The following is a 22,757-nucleotide window of genomic DNA, read 5'->3' on the forward strand; positions in this document are numbered from 1 at the left end:
TGCTGGCGCGGGCCGATCTTACCGCGCCGGAGCAACCGGCCGGCAGCCCGAAGCGGGTCGGCCGCCTGCTGCTGCACAGACTGGTCGGATACTGACCGGTTCGTTTGAGATCGGCGCGCGGCGGGATTAGCCTTGCGCCTGGACGGGGGACGTCCGGGGGTGGGGGAGACCGGGGATGTGGCGATACCTGACGGGTGGCGCGGCGCTGATCGCGCTGATCGGTGCGGCGATACTGGGTTTTGGCGGCAAGGTGCGATCCGGGCCAGTGCTGGCGCCACAACCGACCGCGCAGGCGCAGACCAAGGCACAGGCGGATGGCGGGACCGATCCTTTGCCGAGCATGGCACCGCGTGCGACCGATGCAACGCGCGAACAGCGGCGATTTCAACGGTATGACAAGGATCGCGACGGCGCGGTGACACGCGACGAATATCTGGTCGCGCGGCGCAAGGCCTATACGAAGCTCGACGTCGATGGCGACGGGCGGCTGTCGTTCGACGAATGGGCGGTCAAGGCGACGACCAAGTTCGCCGGTGCGGATGCGGACAAATCGGGCGCGATGACCGCGCCCGAATTCGCCACCACCGCGGTCAGGCGGAAGCCGTCGTCTCGGGCTGCCTGTCCGCCGGTTCCGCCGTCGTCTGAGGAGAGTTGAGCCACGCCGCCAGCGCCGCGCGGCCACGATCGGTGTACATCCGCTTGCGATCGGTCTTTTTAGTGCGGCCGGGGATCGGCGGGAACAGCCCGAAATTGACGTTCATCGGCTGATAGGTCTCGGCCTCCGCCCCACCGGTGATGTGGCCGAGCAACGCGCCGAGCGCGGTCGCAAAGGGTGGCGGCGTCAGCGTCTGGCCGGTCAGTTCGGCGGCGGCGAACCGGCCCGCGAGCAGGCCGATGCCGCAGCTTTCAATATAGCCCTCGCAGCCCGTGATCTGCCCGGCGAAGCGGATGTTCGGCCGCGATTTCAGCCGCAGCGTCGCGTCGAGCAGCTCGGGCGAGCGGATGAAGGTGTTGCGGTGCAGGCCACCCAGCCGTGCGAACTCGGCATTCTCCAGGCCGGGGATCGTGCGGAACAGCCGGACCTGATCGGCATGCTTCAGCTTGGTCTGGAAGCCGACGATGTTCCACAGCGTGCCCTGCGCATTGTCCTGGCGCAGCTGGACGACCGCATAGGGCCAGCGCCCGGTCTTGGGATTGTCGAGCCCGACGGGCTTCATCGGGCCATAGCGCAGCGTGTCGACGCCGCGCTCCGCCATCACCTCGATCGGCATGCAGCCATCGAAATAGGGCGTGTCCTTCTCCCAGTCCTTGAACGGCGTCTTCTCGCCATCGACCAAGCCCTGATGGAAGGCGAGATACTGGTCCTTGTCCATCGGGCAGTTGATGTAATCTTTGCCCTCGCCCTTGTCCCAGCGCGAGGCGAACCACGCCGTCTCCATGTCGATCGAGTCGCGGTGGACGATCGGGGCAAGCGCGTCGAAAAAGGCGAGCGCCTCGCGGCCGGTTTCGGCGCCGATCCCGGCGGCGAGCGAGGCGGCGGTGAGCGGGCCGGTGGCGATGATCGTCGGGCCGTCGGGCAGCGCGTCGATACGTTCGCGGACGAGCGTGATGTTCGGATGCTGGTCGATCGCCTCCGTCACGCTGTTCGAGAAATTGTCGCGGTCGACCGCGAGCGCGGAGCCCGCGGGGACGCGGTGGATATCGGCCTGGCGCATGATCAGCGAGCCGAGCGTCCGGAGTTCCTGGTGGAGCAGGCCGACTGCGTTGCTCTCCGCATCGTCCGAGCGGAAGCTGTTCGAGCAGACGAGCTCGGCGAGGCCGTCGGTCTGGTGCGCGGGCGTGGCTTCGCCGCTGCCGCGCATTTCGGAGAGGCGGACCTTGAGGCCGGCTTCGGCAAGCTGCCAGGCGGCTTCGGATCCGGCGAGGCCGCCGCCGATAACATGGATGTCGTGGGTCATTCCCGCCAGATAGCGCCGGACGCTTGCCGTGTCAGCGGTCCAATCCCACTTCGTTCTTATGAAGATCTTCACGATCGGCTATGAAGCCACCACGATGACGGACTTTCTTGCGGCGCTGACGCGGGCCGGGGTCGAGCGGGTGATCGACGTCCGCGCGCTGCCGCTGTCGCGTCGGCCGGGATTTTCAAAGACGTCGCTTGCGGCATCGTTGCGCGAGGCGGGGATCGATTACACGCATCTGAAGGCGCTCGGGACGCCGAAGCGCGGGCGCGACGCGGCCAAGAAGGGTGACGTCGCAACGCTGACCGCGGTGTATGACGAACAGCTGGAACTGCCCGAGGCGCAGGCGCAGGCGGCGATCATGCTCGCGCTCGCGGCGGAGAAGCCGAGCGCGCTGCTGTGTTACGAGCGCGACCCCTGCCATTGCCACCGGACCCTGCTGTTGCAGGCGGTGGGCGAGGGGGCCGAGGTGGTGGACCTGTTTACGTGATTTTCGGGAACCTCATTTATTCGCCATCCTGACGAAAGTCAGGATCTAGAGCCAGGAACGGCGCGGTTTAGTAACTCTGGATCCTGACTTTCGTCAGGATGACGGGGTTGTGGAGGAAGAGTGGCAGACCGTGTTGCAATGCAGCACCTGATCCGCTAGCAGGCCCGCATTCGCTTGGACCCGGTGCAATTCCGGGTGGCTATTCCGGCCGCCGATCCGCCGGACAACGCAACGACGCCATTTTGAACACCCGCGACCGACAGGGTCGCCGCGGTTCGTGCGTCCTATGCGGACACATCCATGACAATTTCTGCTTTTTCTCGTTACCGCGCCGAGTGGTATAGCGGCCCGACGGCCGCGCGGCGTGACATTCTCGCCGGCATGGTGGGTACTTTCGCGCTGATCCCCGAGGTCATCGCCTTTTCCTTCGTCGCCGGCATCGATCCCGAGGTCGGCCTGTTCGCCTCGTTCGTGATCGGCATCGTCATCTCCTTTGCGGGCGGTCGCCCCGCGATGATATCGGGGGCTGCGGGGTCCGTCGCGCTGGTCGCCGCCGCGCTCGTTCATGCGCACGGGCTGCAATATCTCCTCGTCGCGACGATCCTCGCGGGCATGCTGCAGATCGCGTTCGGGCTCGCCAAGCTCGATGTGCTGATGCGGTTCGTCTCGCGCTCGGTCCATGCGGGGTTCGTCAACGCACTCGCGATCCTGATCTTCTCGGCTCAGGTGCCGCAGATGGTGGGGGTCAGCTGGCAAGCCTATGCGATGATCGCGGGCGGGCTTGCGATCATCTATCTCGTGCCGCGGGTCTCGAGTGCGATCCCGTCGCCGCTGATCTGCATCGTCGTGCTGACCGCAATCGCGATGTGGTTTCCGATGCCGCTGAAGACGGTCGGCGATCTCGGGCGGCTGCCCGATTCGCTGCCGTCGTTCGGCTTGCCCGACGTGCCGCTCAGCTGGGATACGCTGCGCATCGTTGCCCCCTATGCGCTTGCGATGGCGGCGGTTGGGCTGCTCGAATCGATGATGACCGCCAATGTCGTCGACGAGCTGACCGAGACGCGCAGCTCGAAGGCGCGCGAATGCACCGGGCTCGGGCTCGCCAACATCGCCGCGGGCGCGTTCGGCGGGATCGCCGGGTGCGGGATGATCGGCCAGACGGTCGGCAATGTCCGCTATGGCGGCACCGGACGGCTTTCGACGATGGTCGCCGGCGTGTTCCTGCTCGTCGTGATGGTGCCGTTGCGTCCCTGGGTCGCGCAGGTGCCGGTCGCGGCGCTGGTCGCGATCATGATCATGGTGTCGATCAGCACCTTCTCCTGGGGGTCGCTGCGCGATCTGGTGCGGCATCCCAAGGTGTCGAGCGTCGTCATGCTGGCGACGGTCGTCGTCACCGTTGCGACCCACGACCTGTCGCTCGGCGTCGGGGGTGGGCGTGCTACTGAGCGGCGTGTTCTTCGCGTGGAAGGTCACGCGGATGATGGACGTGGCGGTCGAGTACGACGCGGCGAGCGATACGCGCATCTACAGCGTGACGGGGCAGGTGTTCTTTGCCAGCGCGGATATCTTCGCGGACCGTTTCGACCTGCGCGAGGAGGCCAAGCATGTGCGGATCGACCTGACGGGGGCGCATCTCTGGGACGTCACCGCGGTCGGCGTGCTCGACGATGTGGTCGCCAAGCTGCGGCGGCATGGTGCGGTGGTCGAGGTCGTCGGGCTGAACCAGGCGAGTGCGGTGCTCGTCGACCGACATGCGCCGTTGATGCGCGATCTGGCGGCGTGATCGGGTAGCGGGGGCGGATAAATGACGGTCGTCGTTGCCGCCCCCTCCGTCAGGCTCTGCCTGCCACCTCCCCCGGGCGGGGGAGGATGGTCACGGCTTCAGCCGGCTACGGGCAGCTTAACCTGGCCGGCATCGTCGCGTTCGAGCGGGCTGTAGGACAGCACCGTCTCGAGCAGCAGTGGACCGTTATAGATGTGCGGGAAGAGCTGGCCGCCGCGCGACTCTTCCCATGTCACGTCGTCGCCGATCGCTTCGAGATCGACTGCGGCGACGTACAGGTCGGACTGGCCGGTGAAATGCTTGTCGACCGTCTCGGTCAGCTGCGCCGCGGTCGACAGGTGGATATAGCCATCGGCCAGATCGACCGGCGCGCCCGCGAAGCTGCCGCTTTCCAGCGACGCCAGCTGCTCGCCCGTCAGCACCTTGTAGGCGATAGGGTCGCGGCTCATTCGCCGTCCCCCTGGCCTTCGGTCGGATCGCCCGCCGCCGTGTCCTCGCCGATCGTCGCGCCGGTGTCGGGCGCCAGCTCTGGCGTTGCGTCAGCCAGGTTCACTTCGGCGTCTTCCTCGGTCTCCTCGATCCGCGCGGCCGAGACCACATGCTCGCCCTTCGCCACGTCGAACAGCTTCACGCCCGCCGAGTTGCGGCTGATGACGCGCAGTGACGCGAGCGTCGTGCGGATCAGCTTGGCCTGGTTGGTCACCAGCATCAGCTGATGGCCCTTGGCCGCGGCGAAGCTCGCCACGACCTGACCGTTGCGCGCGATGTTGTCGATGTTGGTGATACCCTGACCACCACGCCCCGTGCGACGATAGTCGTACGCGCTCGACAGCTTGCCATAGCCGTTCTCGCAGACCGTCAGGATGAACTGCTCGCGGTCCTTGAGATCGTTGTAGCGCTCGTCGCCCATCCCGTGATCGCCCTCGCGCTCGCCCTTCCAGGGGGCGAATTTGAGATACGTCTCGCGCTCTTCGGGCGTCGCGCCGACGCGGTGGAGGACCGACAGCGAGATGACCTCGTCGTCGCCCTTTAGCGTCACGCCGCGCACACCTGTCGAGGTGCGGCTCTGGAACTCGCGGACGTCGTCGCCGGCAAAGCGGATCGCTTTTCCGAGCCGCGTCGCGAGCAGGACATCGTCATGCTCGGTGAGCAACGCGACGCCGATCAGCTTGTCCTCGGAGCCTTCTTCAAAACGCATCGCGATCTTGCCGTTCGACGGCACGTTGGTGAACGCGTCCATCGCGTTGCGGCGCACCAGCCCGCGCTGCGTCGCGAACATCACGTGCAGACGGCTCCACTCGCCCAGATCCTCCGGCAGCGGGAGCACGGTCGAGATCGTCTCGCCCGGCGCCAGCGGCAGCAGGTTGATCATCGGGCGCCCTCGGGTTGCTGGACCACCCTCGGGCAGGCGCCAGACCTTGTAGCGATAGACCTTGCCGAGGTTCGAGAAGAACAGCACCGGCGTGTGCGTCGAGGTGACGAACAGCTCGGTGACGACATCCTCGTCCTTGGTCGACATGCCCGCGCGGCCCTTGCCGCCGCGTGCCTGAGCGCGGAACGTGTCGAGGCTGGTGCGCTTGATATAGCCCTGCATGGTCACGGTGACGACCATGTCCTCGCGCTCGATCAGATCCTCGTCGTCGATGCCGTTGGCGGCAGCGGCGATCTCGGACCGGCGCGGGGTCGCGAATTCGTCGCGGATCGCGATCAGCTCGCCGCGCATCACCTCGTACAGCTTGGCGCGGTCGGCGAGGATGTGGAGCAGTTCGGCGATCGATGCCGCGAGCGTCTTCAGCTCGTCGCCGATCTCGTCGCGGCCGAGCGCGGTGAGGCGGTGCAGGCGAAGATCGAGGATCGCGCGGACCTGCGGCTCGGACAGCTTGTAGATGCCCTCCTGCTGCTTGTCCTCGACCGCCTCGACCAACGCGATGTACGGCGCGATCTCAGCGACCGGCCATTCGCGCGCGAGCAGCTTGCCGCGTGCTTCGGCGGGGCTCGACGATCCGCGGATGATGCGGACGACTTCGTCGAGATTGGTGACCGCGATGACGAGGCCGAGCAACAGATGCGCGCGCTCGCGGGCCTTGGCGAGCTCGAACTTCGAGCGGCGCGTGATGACCTGTTCGCGGAACGTGATGAACGCGCCGATGATGTCGCGCAGGTTCAGCAGCTCGGGGCGGCCGCCGCGGATCGCGAGCATGTTGGCGGGGAAGCTCGACTGCGCAGGCGTGTGCCGCCAGAGCTGGTTGAGTACCACGTCGGGGGTCGCGTCGCGCTTCAGGTCGATGACGATGCGCACGCCCATGCGGCTCGATTCGTCGCGAATGTCGCTGACGCCTTCGATGCGCTTGTCCTTGGCGGCTTCCGCGATCTTCTCGACCAGGCCGTTCTTGCCGGTCTGGAACGGGATCTCGGTCAGGACGATCGAACGGCGATCACCCTTGCCCTCTTCGACGACGTGGCGCGAGCGGACGATGATCGAGCCGCGGCCGGTCTCGTAGGCGGACTTGGCGCCTGCGCGGCCGAGGATGATCGCGCCGGTCGGGAAATCGGGACCGGGGACGATCTCGAACAGTTCCTCGGTCGTGATCGCGCCATTGTCCATATAGGCGAGGCACGCGGCGATCACTTCGCCGAGGTTATGCGGCGGGATGTTGGTCGCCATGCCGACCGCGATGCCGCCGGCGCCGTTGACGAGCAGATTGGGGAAGCGCGCCGGCAGCACCGACGCTCGCGCTCCGAGCCGTCATAGTTGGGCGTGAAGTCGACCGTGTCCTTGTCGAGATCGCCAAGCAGCGCGTTGGCGACCTTGCCGAGGCGTGCCTCGGTGTAGCGCATCGCCGCGGGTGGATCGGGATCCATCGAGCCGAAGTTGCCCTGACCGTCGATCAGCGGCACGCGCATCGACCAGTCCTGGGTCATGCGGGCCAACGCGTCGTAGATCGAGCTGTCGCCGTGCGGGTGATATTTACCCATCACGTCACCGACGATACGCGCCGACTTGCGATAGGGCTTGCCCGCGACGAAGCCGCTTTCGTGCGCGCCATAGAGGATGCGGCGATGAACGGGTTTCAGGCCGTCACGGACGTCGGGGAGCGCGCGCGCGACGATCACGCTCATCGCATAGTCGAGATAGCTCGACTTCATCTCGTCGACGATCGAGATGGTGGCAATGCCGGCTGGCTCGCCGCCGGTGGGTTCGGCGAGCATGGTCTCGTCGGTCAAATCTGAAGGCTTTCGGCTTGTTTCGGTACGATGACACACCTTAGCCGAGGGGGGACCACCTTACTACCCCCGCGCACGCGTACGCGCGGGGAGAGGAGAGGTTTCATCGGTATTTGCGGGTGATTGCCGGTTGTCGGCACGATGCGTTTTACCATCGTTCGCCGGGGTGACGGACTTCAAGGCGGGCGAAGGCCCGGGTCAGGGGGTAATCTCGACCCCGTCCCAGGCGAACAGCTTCCCGCTGTCGGGCGCACGGAGGCCGTCGATCACGTCGAGCAGCTGGACCGCCGCCCGGTCCGGCTTGAACAGCGTGCCGGGCGTCACATTGCCCTGGAACGGCTGCGACAGGCCGGTGTCGACCGTGCCTGGATGCAGCCCGACGACGATGCCGCTCGAATTGCGCCGCTTGTCCTCGATCGCGATCGTCCGGACGAGCTGGTTGAGTGCCGCCTTCGACGCGCGATAGCCGTACCAGCCGCCGAGCTTGTTGTCGCCGATGCTGCCGACCCGCGCCGACAGGACCGCGAACACGATCCGCCCCGCCTTGGGCATCGTCGGCAGGAAATGCTTGGCGACCAAAGCGGGACCGATCGCGTTGATCGCGAAGTTGTGCGCCATCCATGCCGGATCGAGATCGCGTATCGCCTTTTCAGGCCCCTTGTCGCCCGCATGGAGCAGGCCCGTCGCTACGATCACGAGCGTCGGCGATCCGACCTTCGTTGCAGCCGCGACAATGCTCGCTTCATCCTCCAGGTCCAGATGGCGATCACCATCGGCCGACCGCGAGAAGCCGTGGACGGCATCGAATGTGCCCTCGTCGCGCAGCGCCTCTTCCAGCGCTTTGCCGATCCCGCCCGAGGCGCCGATGACGACAGCGCTGCTCATCGGCGAACGAACCGCCACTGCGCGTCGGTACTGCCAGCCGCGTCATAGGCATAGCCGTCGGTGTCGAAGCCCTTCATCCCCTCGATTTCGTCGATGCGGTGCTCGAGCATCCAGCGCGCCGCCATCCCTCGCGCCTTCTTGGCGTGGAAGCTGACGAATTTCTGGGCCTCCCCCTCGCGGAAATCGAACGCGACGACGCGGATCCCGGCGGGCAGCTTGCCATCGGCCGCCGCCCAATATTCCTGGCTGGCGAGATTGAGGATCGTCCCCGAGCCTTCGGCCTCGACGTCCTCGGCCAGAAGCTTTGCGATCCGATCGCGCCACCAGTCGGTCAGCTTCTTCTGACGGGGCGCCCAGCGAGTCCCCATTTCGAGCCGATAGGGGCGCATCGCGTCGAGCGGTCGGAGCAGGCCGTAGAGCCCGGAGAGCATACGCAGATGATCCTGCGCATAGTCCACCGCCGCCTCGTCGAGCGTCTTCGCGTCGAGCCCGGTATAGACGTCGCCCGCGAACGCGAACAGCGCGGGGCGTTCGGGCAGCGTGTCGAAATCGCCGAACCGGTCGGCATTGAGCTTCGCGAGCGCCGGCGAGATGTGCATCAGCTCGCTCAGCCGCTTCTGCGTCAGATGCGCCGCCGCATGCGCGAGCGTCGTCGCCTCGTCGGCGAACCGCGGCTGGGTGGGGGTGACGGAGGGCAGGGCGGTCTCATAGTCGAGCGTCTTGGCGGGCGAGAGGACGGCGATCATGCGGGTCACCTAGCCGTGCAACCCGGCGCGTTCAATCGGCGTTCAGTGCGCGGGACACATAAGGCGTGTCTTCACCCTGATTCCCGCTGCTTGCTTGAACGCAATCGGCCACACCCATATAGCGTCGCGCCAAGTCGCAGATACGCACGAGGAGAGTTCCCGCATGAAGACCATTTCGAAACTCGCACTGGCCGCGGTGCTCGCCACCGGGGTGAGCGGCATGGCACTTAGCGTTCCGGCCATGGCCAAAGACAAGAAGGAAGAGGCCAAGGGCGGTCTCAAGCTGAGCCCCGAGGTCCTGAAGGCGGCGCAGGTCGCACAGCCCGCGATCGCCGCGAAGGATTTTGCCACCGCAGAGCCCGCGCTCGCGCAGATCGACGCAGCCGCGAAGACCGACGACGACAAATATATCGGCGCCGCGCTGCGCTATGATCTTGAGCAGCAGAAGCTGGCCGCCGCACAGGCCGCCAACCCCAATGCTCCGATCAACGAGACGGTCCTGGCCGGGCCGCTCGACGTGCTGATCGCCAATCCGAGCACGCCTGCCGACATGCGCGGGCGCTATACCTATCGTCGCGGCGCGCTCGCGTTCAACGGCAAGCAGTATCCGGTCGCGATCCAGTATTTCCAGAAGGCCAAGGCGCTCGGCTTCACCGATCCCAACCTCGACCTCCAGATCGTCAAGGCGAAGATGGAAAGCGGCGACGTGAAGAGCGGCCTCGCCGATCTCGACGCGTCGGTGACGGCATCGACCGCGGCCGGCCAGAAGGCACCCGAGGATTTCTATCGCTATGCGATCAGCAAGGCCAATGCCGCCAAGCTGAAGCCCGAGACGTTCGCCTGGTTGCAGAAATATGCGGTCGCCTATCCGTCGCCCAAGACGTGGCGCGACGTGATCGTGACGTTCGGTCTCCAGCAGAACGGCGTTGTCACGCTCGACGAGACGCAGAAGATCGACCTGTTCCGGCTGATGCGCCAGACCAAGTCGCTGGCTGATCAGAACGACTATCTTGAATATGCCGACAGCGTGAACCGTCGCGGTCTGCCGAGCGAGGCGCAGGCCGTGCTCAAGGAAGGCATGGCTGCGGGCAAGATCCCCGCGACCAACACCATGGCGAAGACCCTGTTGGCGGATACCGGCACCGCGATCCGCAACGACGGCCCCCTGTCCGGGCTCGAGAAGAAGGCGGCGAGCAACGCCGATGGCAAGCTGGCTGCCGGCACCGCTGACGCCTATCTGGGTCAGGACAATTACGCCAAGGCGATCGAACTCTATCGCCTCGCGCTCAGCAAGGGCGGCGTGAATGCCGACGACGTCAACCTGCATCTCGGCATCGCGCAGGCGAAGTCGGGCGACAAGGCTGGTGCGGCAACCTCGTTCGCAGCGGTGAAGACCACGCCGCGTCTGGAGACGGCGCAGCTCTGGACGGCCTGGATGAACGCTCCCGCCGCCTGAGCGGGTGGCAGAAATGGAAAAGGGGGCGGCAGCGATGCCGTCCCCTTTTTTTGTGCCCCGCGTCGGAGGGGTCGCCGCGGATGCAGCGTTGAGCTTGAGTCTAGTCGAGCGTGACGGGAATGCCCGACAGCGCCTTGGCGGTGCGGATCGTCAGCGAGGTCTTCACGCTGGCGACATTGGGGGCGGGGGTAAGGTGCGTGGTCAGGATTTCCTGGAAACTCTTCAGGTCGGCGGCGACGATCTTCAGGATGAAGTCGATCTCGCCGTTGAGCATGTGGCACTCGCGGATCTCGGGGATGTCGGCGATGTGCGTTTCGAACGCGGCGAGGTCGTGCTCGGCCTGGCTGCGCAAACTGACCATCGCGAAGACGGTGATCGGGAAGCCAAGGCGGCCGGCGTCGAGATCGGCATGATAGCCGCGGATCGCGCCCGCTTCTTCCAGCGCTCGGACGCGGCGCAGGCATGGCGGCGCGGTCAGCCCGACCTGGTCTGCTAGGTCGACATTGGTCATCCGACCGTCGGCCTGCAGAAGCGACAGGATCTGACGATCGATCCGGTCAAAACTCATTACGTGTAACTCCCATGAAACGCGTCAAACACGGCGATCGACCCTCCATAGCGATAAGATTGTTGCGGCGAAACGCAATTGTCCCACATCGCCACGGCATAACCATGCACGCCAATTCTGTTGTTCCTTCCAAGGCCGCCTCAGGGTATGACACCTTGATGACGCAGGCGGTGCAGCGTCCATTCGGGGAACTCCGTGCGCTTCGACGACAGCCTGAAGACCGTGCTATCTGCCGACATGGCCACGGATTTCGGTGCTCAATCGGCGTGGCGTCAGATGGTCGACCTGATCGGACGCGGGCGTAGCCCGGCCGATGCTGAGTCGCTGGCCCGGTTGCAGGCGCTGCGCAAGCTGGTCCCCGACACGGTTCGCGCGGCAAGCGCGCGCGCGCTGGCGTTTGCGAAGCCCGATGTCGCACTGGTAAGGTTCTTTGCCGAAGACACCTTGGCGATCGCCGCCCCCGTGTTGCGGACCGCGATGCTGCCTGCGGATGACTGGCTTGCTCTGCTGCCTCAGCTGACGCCGGCGGGCCGATCCGTTCTGCGGCATCGGAAAGATCTGCCCGACCCCGTCTGTCGCGGTCTTGAGAGTTTCGGATCGACTGATTTCGTCCTCGCGCATCATCCGGCGCCGTCCGACGTTGCTCCCGCAATCAACCCCGGCGGGCCGGCGGAGCCTCCGGCCGATGACGCCGTGCCCGCACCGGTCGTCGAGGCTCCAGCGGAATCGCCGTCCTGTCCGACCATGCCGCACACCGCGTCGCCCTTTGTCACGCTCGGCGCGATCGCGCGCGGTCTGCCGGTCGTGGCCGAAGCGCTGCGTCACGCGGCGGTACCGGCGACCGACGCCGCGCCCGAGCCCGTCGCGAAGCCCGAGCGGTTCGAGATTTCGGACCTCGTCAAACGAATCGACGCGTTCAATCGCGACCGGATCGTGCCTGACGCGACGGACTTTGCCGCGGAGGTTGCCGACAGCTTCCGCTACGAAACCGATCCGACGGGCGTGATCCGCTGGGTCGACGGCGTGTCGCGCACGGCGCTGGTTGGCGCCTCGCTGGCCTATGCCGCCGTTCAGGGTGAGGTTCAGATCGACGGAGTCGCGGCAGGCGCCTACCGGCGGCGCTCCGCCTTCGACGCGGCGCGGCTCCAGATCGGCGGTTTGTCGAGCGCTGCCGGTGCATGGCGTATTTCGGGTGTCCCGGCCTTCGATCCCGCATCGGGGCGGTTTACCGGGTTTCGCGGCACCGCCCGCCGGCCGCGGCGCGATGAGGTTGCGTCGCTCGGTGAGCCGTTGGCCGCGCCCAAGTCGCCGGTTTCCGATTCGTTGCGGCAACTGGTGCACGAACTGCGCACGCCGACCAATGCGATTGCGGGCTTCGCCGAACTGATCGAGACCGAATTGCTCGGCCCGGTCCCTGCAACCTATCGCGAACGCGCGGCGATGATCCGGAGCCAGGCGTCCGAACTGCTGGCCGCGATCGAGGATCTGGATACCGCGGCACGGATCGAAGGCGATGCGCTCGAGCTGCGCCCGACGATCGTGCCCGTCCTGCCGTTGCTCGACGGCGTGGTGCGTGACCTCGCACCGCTAGCGGCGTTGCGCGGCGCCCAGGTCGTCATCGATCCGTCGGCGGCCCATTGCGACATCGCCGGTGACGACCTTGCGGTCGAACGGCTGGTGGGGCGCCTGCTGGCGACCCTCGTATCGGCCTGCAGCGCGGACGAGATGCTGATGGTCGCGGTCCTGTGCTGCGGCGATACGGTGGCGCTGCGCTTCGATCGGCCTCGTGCGATGGCGGTGCACGACACGAACATCCTGCTGAGCATCGACAACGACCGCGGTCACGAGCGCGATGGTGCCCCGTTGCTGGGCACCGGATTTGCGCTGCGGCTGGCGCAGAATTTTGCGGTCGAACTGGGTGGGCACATGGCGTTCGAGTCCGAACACATCATCCTCACGCTACCCGCCGTTGCGGCCGAACGGATGGAGCGCGTTCTCGACCGGTTTCGGTGAACGACGCGCGGTACAGGCTGGCTTCACCGCCGGAGCCCATCGTCTGGCGTCCGGGTTTCGGACCGCGCTACACGCTGTTCGTCGATGTCGAGGAGCAGTTCGACTGGAATGCGCCATTCGAGCGCTCGGGACATTCGACAAGTGCAATGGCGGCATTCCCCGAGGCGCATGCGCGGTTCCGCGAGCAGGGCGTCGCGCTGACCTGTCTGGTCGATTATCCGATCGTCGACGACCCCGCCGCCGTCGAGATCCTGCGCGACGTCGGTGCCGATGGCCGGTCTGAGATCGGCGCGCAGCTGCACCCCTGGGTCAACCCGCCCTTTGGTGAGCCGCTGACCCCGGCGATGAGCTTTGCGGGCAATCTTCCCGAAGGCCTCGAAGCCGCGAAGCTCCGCTTTCTCACCGATGCGATCGCCACGGCGTTCGGTCGACGCCCGCGCGCGTATCGCGCCGGTCGCTACGGGGTTGGCCCGGACACGGTCGCGACGCTCACGGCGCTCGGCTATCGCCTCGATAGCTCGGTCCGGCCCGGCTATGACTATTCGGCCGAAGGAGGACCCGACTTTTCGTCGAGCGACTCGCGTCCCTGCCGCCGGGGCGCGCTTCTCAGCGTGCCGTTGTCGACGCTGTACGTCGGCGCGCTGCGTGGCCACGGTGCGGGACTGTACCGCGCGCTGGGGCGAGTGCCCTATGCGCGCGGTGTCGCGTCGCGACTGGGCCTGTTGTCGCGGATTGCTTTGACGCCAGAGGACATGCCGATCGGCGCCGCGCTGGAGGCGGTGACGATCGCGGTGGGCGAGGGGGTCGAACTGCTCAACTTTGCGTTCCATTCACCGTCGCTCGTCCCCGGCAATACGCCCTATGTCCGCGACGCCGCCGATCTGCGCGCGTTCCATGACTGGTGGTCGGCGATGCTGACCCGGCTCGACCGGCTTGGCGTGCGCAATGCGTCGCTCGACGAAATCCTGGAGAATGCCCGGTGACGACGCCCCCTTCGCGCTGTGGCTGGGCGGGGCACGATCCGCTGATGTGCGCCTATCACGACACCGACTGGGGCGTTCCCGAACGCGACGGACGCGCGCTGTGGGAAAAGCTGATGCTCGACGGTTTCCAGGCGGGACTTGCCTGGATCACCGTGTTGCGCAAGCGCGAGGCGTTTCGCGCCGCCTTTGCCGGGTTCGACCCGGAACAGGTCGCGCGCTTCGACGAGGCAGACATCGCCCGGCTGATGGGGAACGCCGGCATCATCCGGTCGCGTGCCAAGATCGAGTCGACGATCGGCGGCGCGCGCGCGGTCCTCGCGATGCGCGACGCGGATCTGAATTTCGCGACCTATTGCTGGTCGTTTACCGATGGCAAGGTACTGATCGGCGACGGTGCCAAGCTGGTCACGCAATCACCGCTATCGGCCCAAATCGCAGCCGATCTCAAAAGTCGCGGGTTCAAGTTCGTCGGTCCGACGATCGTCTATGCCTGGATGCAGGCGGTCGGGATCGTCAATGATCACGAAACCAAGTGCTTCCGACGCGCGGAGCTCGGCGGCTAGGACGCGACAGGTCGGCGCGGTCAGAACGCGCGACGGTGCTTTCCGCCATAGCGACGGCCGATATAGTCGCCGATGTGCGCGACCTCTATCGCCGCTTCGCGCACTGCGCCGTTCTGGCAAGGCATCGGGTCGCTGGCCGGTTCGGCGGCGCGGCGCTGGACCGTGGCGCAAAGCTCCTCGATGTCGGCGCGCGACAGGATGTTCTTCTCGCGCAACAGGCAGATCAGGCTTTGCAGGATGACGAGGTTCTTGTCCTCGGGATCGGCTTCGAGCCGTAGCGGCGTCGTCACTGTCTCTCTCCTTATGTTTATCCAGTGATGATATGCTCATGAGGTTCAGGCGCAAGGATTGATTTTCGCTGTGTTGCAAAGGCTTGCCGGTAACGGGTGACGCATCGCCCAACGCACCCTATCTGGTGGGGATGTACAAACCGAAAGCCGGTCTTCCGACCCGCCAGCAGATCCTGGACTTCATCGCGTCGTCGGACGTCCCCGCGGGCAAACGCGAGATCGCCAAGGGCTTCGGCCTGAGTGCGCAGGACAAGATCGGACTGAAGGCGTTGCTGAAGGACATGGCGGACGAGGGGTTGATCGACAGCGCCCCCGGCCGCGCGTTTCACAAGATGGGCGGCGTGCCCAAGGTCACCGTGCTGCGGATCGCCAACGTCGACGATGCCGGCAATGTTTGGGCGGTCCCCGAGCGCTGGGAGGCCGAGGGCGTGTCACCGCCGCGGCTGCGCGTGCGCGAACGCAAGCGCGGTGCGCTGGGGGTCGGCGAGCGGATCCTCGCGCGGACCGAGGAAGCCGGCAATGGCTGGACCGCGCATCCGATGAAGGTGCTTGCGCCCGCGTCCGAGCAGGTGCTCGGCGTACTGCGCGAGGAGGCGGGGCGGCTGTGGCTGACCGGCGTCGACAAGCGCGAGCGGCGTGAGTTCGCGGTTGCCGATGCCGGCGGCGCCGCGCCGGGCGATCTGGTGCTGGCCGAACTGGCGGGCAAGCCGCCGCGGATCGCCGCGCGGGTCGTCAACAAGCTGGGCGACCCGTTCGCCGCGCGCAGTTTCTCGCTGATCGCGATCCACAAGCATGGCATCCCCGACGTCTTCGCGGTCGAGGCGATCGACGAGGCCAAGCGCGTCGCACAACTTCCGCTCGGCGACGACCGCGAGGATCTGCGCCACCTGCCGATCGTGGCGATCGACCCGGAGGATGCACGCGATCACGACGACGCGGTCTGGGCGCAGGCGGACGAGGATCCGGCCAATGCCGGTGGCTGGAAGGCGATCGTCGCGATCGCCGATGTCAGCTTCTATGTCCGACCCAAATCCGAGATCGACCGCGAGGCGCGGCGGCGCGGAAATTCGGTCTATTTCCCCGACCGCGTCGTGCCGATGCTGCCCGAGATCCTGTCGGCGGACGTCTGTTCGCTGAAGGAAGGCGAGGATCGCGCTGCGCTCGCCTGTCACCTGGTGATCGGCAAGGATGGGTCGCTCAAGTCGTGGCGCTTCACCCGCGCGGTGGTGCGGATCGCGGCGAATCTCGCCTATGAGAAGGCGCAGGCCGCGATCGACGGGACGCTGGCGCTCGACATGACCGAGACGGTGCTGAAGCCGCTCTGGGGATGCTGGGCGTCGCTGGCAAAGGCCCGCGATGCGCGCGCGCCGCTCGACCTCGACCTCCCCGAGCGGCGGGTGGTGCTCGACGAAAAGGGGCGGATCATGTCGGTCGCACCGCGCGAACGGCTCGATGCGCACCGGCTGATCGAGGACTACATGATCGCGGCCAACGTCGCCGCGGCCAAGGCGTTGGAGGGCAAGAAGGCGCCGGTGATGTACCGCGACCACGAGCCGCCGAGCCGCGAGAAGCTGATGGCGCTGAAGGATTATCTCGAGACGTTCGGGGTGCCCTTCGCGCTGGGGCAGGTCATCCGGCCAGCGACGTTCAACCATGTGCTCGAGCGGATCGGCGACGCCGACTTCCGGCCGCAGGTGATGGAGCAGGTGCTGCGCACGCAGACCCAGGCCTATTACAGCCCCGCCAATCACGGGCATTTCGGGCTGGGGCTCGGCAGCTACGCGCACTTCACCTCGCCGATCCGCCGTTATGCCGATCTGATCGTGCATCGATCGCTGGTCGCGGCCTATGGCCTGGGGGCAGGCGGTCTGCCTGCCGAGGATGCAGCCGGGATGGAGGCGATCGGCGAGACGATCAGCCGACTCGAACGCCGCGCGATGGAGGCCGAGCGCGACACGATCGACCGCTATGTCGCCTCGTTCCTGTCCGAGCGCGTCGGTCAGATCATGGAAGTGCGGATTACCGGCGTCACCAATTTCGGATTCTTCGCGACCGTCGAGGGAATCGGCGGCGACGGGCTGATGCCGGTGCGCGACCTTGGCGGCGAGTATTTCCGTTTCGACGAGGCGGCGCGGACGCTGGTCGGCGAGGATAGCGGCGACGTCTATGCGCAGGGGCAGATGCTCGACCTCAACCTCGCCGAGGCGAACCCGGTATCGGGCGCGCTGCGCTTCGAAATGCCCGAGGGGAAAGGGGCCGCGGGACCAGCACGCGCGCGCAAGCCGGGCCGCGAGATCAAGCGGCGCGGGCGTCCGGCGAACATCCGGCACCAGGGAAAGCGACGCTGATTGTGATCCCGTTGCCACAGATGATGCGGAAGCTTTGGCATAAGCCCGGCGAGGTGCTAACGGCGCGCGCATGACGACCGAATTGTCCCGCATCCGCAACTTCTCCATCATCGCGCATATCGACCATGGCAAGTCGACGCTCGCCGATCGACTGATCCAGCAAACCGGCGGTCTGACCGCGCGCGAAATGTCCGAGCAGGTGCTCGACAACATGGACATCGAGAAGGAACGCGGGATCACGATCAAGGCGCAGACCGTGCGCCTGGCTTACCGCGCGAAGGACGGCGAGGATTACGTCCTCAACCTGATGGACACGCCGGGGCATGTCGACTTCGCCTATGAAGTGAGCCGCAGCCTCGCCGCGTGCGAGGGCGCGCTGCTCGTGGTCGACGCGGCGCAGGGCGTCGAGGCGCAGACGCTCGCCAACGTCTATCAGTCGATCGAACATGATCACGAGATCGTGCCGGTCATCAACAAGATCGATCTGCCCGCCGCCGAACCCGAGAAGGTCCGCAAGGAAATCGAGGACGTGATCGGCATCGACGCGTCCGGCGCGGTGCTCGCATCGGCCAAGTCGGGCATCGGTATCGAGGACATCCTCGAGGCGATCGTCACGAAGATCCCGCCGCCCAAGGGCGATCCGGAGGCACCGCTGAAGGCCATGCTGGTCGACAGCTGGTACGATCCGTATCTCGGCGTCGTCATCCTCGTCCGCGTGATCGACGGCGTCCTGAAGAAGGGCCAGCAGATCAAGTTCATGCAGACCGGCACGATGCATCTGGTCGACCGGGTTGGCTGTTTCCGCCCCAAGATCGAGCAGCTGATCGAGCTCGGCACGGGCGAGATGGGCTTCATCACCGCGCAGATCAAAGAGGTCGCGCAGACCCGCGTCGGCGACACGATCACCGATGCGAAGCGGCCTGCGCTTGAGGCGCTGGCGGGCTTCAAGGAAGTCCAGCCGGTGGTGTTTTGCGGCATGTTCCCGGTCGACGCCGCCGAGTTCGAGAAGCTGCGCGAGAGCATCAGCAAGCTGCGCCTCAACGACGCGAGCTTCTCGTTCGAGATGGAGACGTCGGCGGCCTTGGGCTTCGGCTTCCGCTGCGGGTTCTTGGGCCTGCTTCATCTGGAGATCATCCAGGAGCGGCTGACGCGCGAATATGACCTCGACCTCATCACCACCGCGCCGTCGGTGGTGTACGAGATCGAGCTGACCCACCCCGATCCCGCGGGCACGACGCATATCGAGCTGCACAACCCCGCCGACATGCCCGAGCCGAACAAGATCGCAACGATCAGCGAGCCGTGGATCGAGGCCACGATCTACGTCCCCGACGAATATCTCGGCAGCGTGCTCAAGCTCTGCCAGGACCGCCGCGGCATTCAGAAGAACCTGACCTATGTCGGCGGCCGCGCGCAGGCGACCTACGAACTTCCGCTGAACGAGGTCGTGTTCGATTTCTACGACCGGCTGAAGTCGATGTCGAAGGGCTATGCGAGCTTCGACTATCACCAGATCGGCTATCGCGAGGGCGACCTCGTCAAGATGGGCATCCTGGTCAACGAGGAGCCGGTCGACGCTCTGAGCATGATCGTCCACCGCGGCACCGCCGAGGTACGGGGTCGCGGCATGGTCGAGCGGCTGAAGGACCTGATCCCGCGTCACCTGTTCAAGATCCCGATCCAGGCAGCGATCGGCGGCAAGGTGATCGCACGCGAGACGATCAGCGCGATGCGCAAGGACGTGACCGCCAAATGCTATGGCGGCGATGCGAGCCGCAAGAAGAAGCTTCTGGAAAAGCAGAAGAAGGGCAAGCTGAAGATGCGCGAATATGGGTCGGTCAGCATCCCGCAGGAGGCATTCATCGCCGCGCTGCGGATGGGCGACGACTCCTGATCGGGTGTTCTCTTTCGGGCTGACGTGACGGATTTGTCATCGTCCCGATCGTTCGCGGGCATGAATGGTGGTGCATGGCGCGCGATCCTGGGGTCGGATAGCGTTGGTCATGGCACTGCATCCTGTTTTCTACGACGCTAGCGGGCGGCGTCGTCGCCGTTTCGCATTGGGTGTCATCGCCTTCGTAGCGCTCGTTTTATTGTCGGTGGCGGTGTTCGCCGTGTCGATCGGCGCGGTCCCGGCGGCACCGTTGCTGCCGTTCGAGCCCGAGCATCCCGGGCTTCACCGCTTGCCCGCACCGCATAGCGGCGTGATCGGACGGGCGCAGCGCAGCATCGATTATTACGGCAAGGCGCTGTTCGGTGGCCCCACCGCGGGCGCGGCAAGGCGGGTGCGAAGGGGGGCGTCGGACAGGCACCGCGCGCGACCAACCCGCGGCTGGCCATCGCCTTTTACGTGCCCTGGGACGGATCGAGCGTGGCGAGCCTTGCCCGGCATGTCGAACAACTCGACTGGGTCATTCCCGGCTGGGTGTCGGTGACCGGGGCCGACCACCGGATCACCGTGTTCCGCGATGTCGCGGGCCGCGCGGTGCTCAATCGCGCGATCCACCGCCCGGTGATCCTGCCCATGGTTCAGAACGCCAAGGACGGCGACTGGGACGGCGCGGGCAGCGCCGCGCTGTTTGCGGATGTGACCGCCCGGCGCGCCTTCCTCGATCGGCTGGTCCCGTTCCTCGCAGCGAACCATGCAGGCGGCGCCTTTTTCGATTTCGAGAGCCTGCCCGCGGGGGCGCAGGCGAACTACCGCCTATTCCTTGCCGAGGCGAAAGCGCGGTTCTCACCGCGCGGCTGGGTCGTCGCGATCGCCGCGCCGGTCGGGAACGCCGACTGGAACATGCGCGCCTATGCGCGCGTGACCGACAAGATCTTCCTGATGGCCTATGACGAGCACGAGACGAGCGGCCCGGCCGGGCCGATCGCATCGCAGCGCTGGTTCGCGCGGTCGGTCGCGGATGCCGCGCGCGGCGTCGCCCCCTCAAAGCTGGTCGTCGCGTTCGGCTCCTATGCCTATGACTGGCATGACCGTGGCGGCGATGCGCTGGGCGTCGAGGAGGCGTGGCAGGCCGCATCCGATTCGGGCACCGTTCCGACGTTCGACAAGGGCAGCGGCACCAGCAGCTTCGCCTATGCCGATGGCGGGACCCGGCATCAGGTATGGCTGCTCGATGCGGCGAGCGCGTATAACGAGCTGGCCTTTCTTCAAAAGGCGGGGGTTCAAAGCTTTGCGCTGTGGCGGCTTGGGTCGGAGGATCCGGCGCTCTGGTCGATCTTCGGGCGCGACCATCGCCGATTGCCGACCTGCGTGCGATCAACACGACCCCGGCCGGGACGAATGTCGATATCGAGGGCAATGGCGAGATCCTGAAGATCGGGTCGACGCCGGTGTCCGGGCTGCGCGATACGGTCGCGGCAGCCGATGGGACGATCGCGGACGTCCGCTTCACGCGCATGCCCTCGCCCTACGTCGTCCAGCGTACGGGCTACAGCCCGCGGGCGCTTGCGCTCACTTTCGACGATGGGCCCGACGCCGAATGGACGCCGCAGATCCTCGACATCCTCAAGCGCAAGCACGTGCCGGCGACGTTCTTCGTGGTGGGCGAGAATGCGCTGACGCAGCGGAGCCTGCTCGAACGCATGGTGGCCGAAGGGCATGAGGTCGGCAGCCACACCTATACGCACCCCAATCTGGCCACCGTATCGGGGCGGCAGGTCGGGTTCGAGCTCAACACGACGCAGCGGCTGTTCCAGGCGTTCACCGGGCGATCGCTCCGCCTGTTCCGCGCGCCCTATTTCGGCGATGCCGAGCCGAGCACCGCGGACGAGATCAAGCCGGCGCTCGAGGCGCAGCAGCGTGGCTATGTGTCGGTAGGCCTGCACGTCGATCCCGACGACTGGAAGCGTCCGGGTACCGCGGCGATCATCGACCGCACGATCGCACAGGTCGTGGAAGGATCGCCCGAACGCAGCGCCAACATTATCCTGCTGCACGATGCGGGGGGCAACCGCGCGCAGACCGTCGCGGCGCTGCCGGTGATCATCGACCGGCTGCAGGCGATGGGCTATCATTTCGTGCCCGTCTCCGCGCTGGCCGGGCTGACGCGCGATGCGGCGATGCCGGTGATATCGTCGAGCGACCGGGTCGCGGCGGTCGCGGATCTTGCGCTGTTCAGCACGCTGGGTGGACTGGTAATCGGCCTGCGCTGGATCTTCGGGATCGCGATCACGATCGGCATCCTTCGCGCGCTCGCGCTGTCGGCGCTGGCACTGATCCAGGCACGCCGCGAATTGCGGACGGTGTTCCCGGCGATCGATCCGGCTCGATTCGTCACGGTGATGATCCCGGCGTTCAATGAGGAACGCGTGATCGTCCGCGCGGTCGAGGGCGTGCTGGCCTCGACCGACGTCGTGGTCGAGGTGATTGTGATCGATGACGGGTCGAGCGATGGCACGAGCCAGGCCGTCGCCACCGCCTTTGCCGGCGACGCGCGGGTGCGGCTCATGACTCTGGCGAACGGCGGCAAGGCGCGTGCGCTGAACCGCGGGCTGGCCGCGGCGCGGGGCGATATCGTGATCGCGCTCGACGCCGATACGCAGTTCGAGCCGCTGACGATCGCGCGGCTGGCGCGGTGGTTCGACGACCCGGCGCTGGGGGCGGTTGCGGGCAATGCGAAGGTCGGCAACCGGGTCAATCTGATCACCCGCTGGCAAGCGCTCGAATATATCACCGCCCAGAACCTCGAACGGCGCGCGCTCGCGCGGCTGAACGCGATGACGGTCGTGCCGGGCGCGGTCGGCGCGTGGCGACTGGCGGCAATTCGCGCGGTCGGCGGCTATCCCGATGATACGCTGGCCGAGGATCAGGATCTGACGATCGCGATCCAGCGCGCAGGGTGGACGGTCCAGTATGACCAGTTCGCGATCGCGTGGACCGAAGCCCCCGAGACGCTGCGCGCGCTTGCCAAGCAGCGGTTCCGCTGGGCGTTCGGGACGCTCCAGTGCCTGTGGAAGCACCGGTCGGCGATCGGCCGCAGCCAGCCGCGCGGGCTTGGCTGGGTCGGGCTGCCCCAGGCGATCGTGTTCCAGATCCTGCTGGCGGCGATCTCGCCGATCATCGACCTCGCGCTGCTCGTCAGTGTCGCGACGACCTACGTCGCGGTGTCGGCGCATGGCTGGGCACAGAGCAGCCATGATCTGCAGACCATGCTGACCTATTGGCTGGTCTTCACCGCGATCGACCTGCTCGCGGCGACGATCGCGTTCGCACTCGAGCGGCGCGAGCGGTGGAGGCTGCTCTGGCTGCTGATTCCGCAGCGGATCGGCTATCGCCAGGTCATGTACTATGTCGTGCTCAAGGCGCTCGCCCAGGCTTTGCGGGGGCCGATGGTCGGCTGGGGCAAGCTGGCCCGGACGGGGCGCGTGACGGCGCCCTCCGGGGCGGAATGAACCCCATGTCCGTTGTGGCGTTCAGCGGGCGGCATACTATAGCGCCGTG

The 22,757-nt window shown here is 66.4% G+C and carries 17 protein-coding genes, 2 pseudogenes and 1 other annotated feature; of the genes and pseudogenes, 12 read left to right on the forward strand and 7 right to left on the reverse strand.

Annotated elements, in window-relative coordinates:
* The first annotated feature begins 175 nt into the window (after positions 1–175).
* On the forward strand, positions 176–655 hold the full coding sequence (locus NI18_RS12315) for an EF-hand domain-containing protein (protein WP_031439903.1): 480 nt from the start codon (positions 176–178) through the stop codon (positions 653–655).
* On the opposite strand, the gene trmFO is transcribed toward NI18_RS12315, so the two are convergent.
* Entirely contained in the window at positions 591–1,958 is a 1,368-nt protein-coding gene (gene trmFO / locus NI18_RS12320; protein ID WP_031439904.1) for a methylenetetrahydrofolate--tRNA-(uracil(54)-C(5))-methyltransferase (FADH(2)-oxidizing) TrmFO, read from the reverse strand. The genes NI18_RS12315 and trmFO overlap by 65 nt on opposite strands.
* 58 nt (positions 1,959–2,016) lie before the next feature.
* Here trmFO and NI18_RS12325 point away from each other — a divergent pair, with 58 nt between their 5' ends.
* Both NI18_RS12325 and NI18_RS12330 read left to right on the forward strand, forming a co-directional pair.
* Positions 2,017–2,448 carry a DUF488 domain-containing protein gene (locus NI18_RS12325; RefSeq protein ID WP_031439905.1) on the forward strand — a complete coding sequence of 144 codons (432 nt, stop codon included), beginning with the start codon at positions 2,017–2,019 and terminating at the stop codon, positions 2,446–2,448.
* A gap of 173 nt (positions 2,449–2,621) precedes the next feature.
* Positions 2,622–2,677 (forward strand) — a sequence feature (sul1 is cis-regulatory element that is thought to sense ions involved in sulfur or methionine metabolism; They are found in Alphaproteobacteria).
* Positions 2,678–2,748: 71 nt separating this feature from the next.
* Positions 2,749–4,231 (forward strand): annotated as a pseudogene (locus tag NI18_RS12330) (SulP family inorganic anion transporter).
* Positions 4,232–4,329: 98 nt separating this feature from the next.
* Here the strand turns inward: NI18_RS12330 and NI18_RS12335 are convergent.
* The 4 genes and pseudogenes from NI18_RS12335 to yaaA form a co-directional block, all read right to left on the reverse strand.
* Positions 4,330–4,680: a DUF952 domain-containing protein gene (locus tag NI18_RS12335; RefSeq protein WP_031439907.1), complete on the reverse strand. Its 351-nt coding sequence runs from the start codon at positions 4,678–4,680 to the stop codon at positions 4,330–4,332.
* Positions 4,677–7,456, reverse strand: a pseudogene (gyrA, locus tag NI18_RS12340) (DNA gyrase subunit A). The gene NI18_RS12335 and the pseudogene gyrA overlap by 4 nt, the downstream one beginning before the upstream one ends.
* Positions 7,457–7,654: 198 nt before the next feature.
* Positions 7,655–8,341: an SDR family NAD(P)-dependent oxidoreductase gene (locus NI18_RS12345; RefSeq protein ID WP_037530121.1), complete on the reverse strand. Its 687-nt coding sequence runs from the start codon at positions 8,339–8,341 to the stop codon at positions 7,655–7,657.
* Complete coding sequence (yaaA, locus tag NI18_RS12350; RefSeq protein WP_031439910.1) at positions 8,338–9,087, reverse strand: peroxide stress protein YaaA; 750 nt, start codon at positions 9,085–9,087, stop codon at positions 8,338–8,340. Before yaaA ends, NI18_RS12345 begins: the two co-directional genes overlap by 4 nt.
* Positions 9,088–9,250: 163 nt before the next feature.
* On the opposite strand from yaaA, the gene NI18_RS12355 reads away from it, so the two are divergent.
* Positions 9,251–10,543, forward strand: coding sequence for a hypothetical protein (locus NI18_RS12355; protein WP_031439911.1), 1,293 nt, complete (start codon positions 9,251–9,253; stop codon positions 10,541–10,543).
* Positions 10,544–10,643: 100 nt separating this feature from the next.
* Here the strand turns inward: NI18_RS12355 and NI18_RS12360 are convergent, their stop codons facing one another.
* Positions 10,644–11,111: an Lrp/AsnC family transcriptional regulator gene (locus NI18_RS12360; protein ID WP_031393257.1), complete on the reverse strand. Its 468-nt coding sequence runs from the start codon at positions 11,109–11,111 to the stop codon at positions 10,644–10,646.
* A 195-nt stretch (positions 11,112–11,306) separates the two neighbouring features.
* Between NI18_RS12360 and NI18_RS12365 the strand changes: the two genes are divergently transcribed.
* Genes NI18_RS12365 through NI18_RS12375 form a run of 3 tightly spaced genes read left to right on the forward strand, consistent with a single transcriptional unit; the run spans position 11,307 to position 14,670 of the window.
* Positions 11,307–13,124 carry a histidine kinase dimerization/phospho-acceptor domain-containing protein gene (locus NI18_RS12365; RefSeq protein WP_037530123.1) on the forward strand — a complete coding sequence of 606 codons (1,818 nt, stop codon included), beginning with the start codon at positions 11,307–11,309 and terminating at the stop codon, positions 13,122–13,124.
* Entirely contained in the window at positions 13,121–14,107 is a 987-nt protein-coding gene (locus NI18_RS12370; RefSeq protein ID WP_037530125.1) for a polysaccharide deacetylase family protein, read from the forward strand. Before NI18_RS12365 ends, NI18_RS12370 begins: the two co-directional genes overlap by 4 nt.
* Positions 14,104–14,670 carry a DNA-3-methyladenine glycosylase I gene (locus tag NI18_RS12375; protein WP_037530127.1) on the forward strand — a complete coding sequence of 189 codons (567 nt, stop codon included), beginning with the start codon at positions 14,104–14,106 and terminating at the stop codon, positions 14,668–14,670. Before NI18_RS12370 ends, NI18_RS12375 begins: the two co-directional genes overlap by 4 nt.
* Positions 14,671–14,690: 20 nt before the next feature.
* On the opposite strand, the gene NI18_RS12380 is transcribed toward NI18_RS12375, so the two are convergent.
* Positions 14,691–14,960, reverse strand: coding sequence for a hypothetical protein (locus NI18_RS12380; protein WP_031439915.1), 270 nt, complete (start codon positions 14,958–14,960; stop codon positions 14,691–14,693).
* Between the two features lie 131 nt (positions 14,961–15,091).
* On the opposite strand from NI18_RS12380, the gene NI18_RS12385 reads away from it, so the two are divergent.
* The 5 genes from NI18_RS12385 (at position 15,092) to NI18_RS12395 (ending at position 22,708) form a co-directional block, all read left to right on the forward strand.
* A complete protein-coding gene (locus tag NI18_RS12385) occupies positions 15,092–17,308 on the forward strand; it encodes a VacB/RNase II family 3'-5' exoribonuclease (RefSeq protein ID WP_037530129.1) in 2,217 nt (738 codons plus the stop codon).
* Between the two features lie 70 nt (positions 17,309–17,378).
* Positions 17,379–19,202 (forward strand): translation elongation factor 4, encoded by a 1,824-nt coding sequence (gene lepA, locus NI18_RS12390; protein WP_037530131.1) that lies wholly within the window; start codon positions 17,379–17,381, stop codon positions 19,200–19,202.
* Positions 19,203–19,311: 109 nt separating this feature from the next.
* Entirely contained in the window at positions 19,312–19,743 is a 432-nt protein-coding gene (locus NI18_RS25695) for a hypothetical protein (RefSeq protein ID WP_128082205.1), read from the forward strand.
* A complete protein-coding gene (locus NI18_RS27035; RefSeq protein WP_306286395.1) occupies positions 19,680–20,630 on the forward strand; it encodes a glycosyl hydrolase family 18 protein in 951 nt (316 codons plus the stop codon). The genes NI18_RS25695 and NI18_RS27035 overlap by 64 nt, the downstream gene beginning before the upstream one ends.
* Positions 20,631–20,713: 83 nt before the next feature.
* Positions 20,714–22,708, forward strand: a complete 1,995-nt coding sequence (locus NI18_RS12395) for a polysaccharide deacetylase family protein (protein WP_306286396.1) — start codon at positions 20,714–20,716, stop codon at positions 22,706–22,708.
* The last annotated feature ends 49 nt before the right edge of the window (positions 22,709–22,757 follow it).

The sequence above is a fragment of the Sphingomonas sp. Ant20 genome, assembly GCF_000783375.1.
In the GTDB taxonomy this organism is placed as follows: domain Bacteria; phylum Pseudomonadota; class Alphaproteobacteria; order Sphingomonadales; family Sphingomonadaceae; genus Sphingomonas; species Sphingomonas aerolata.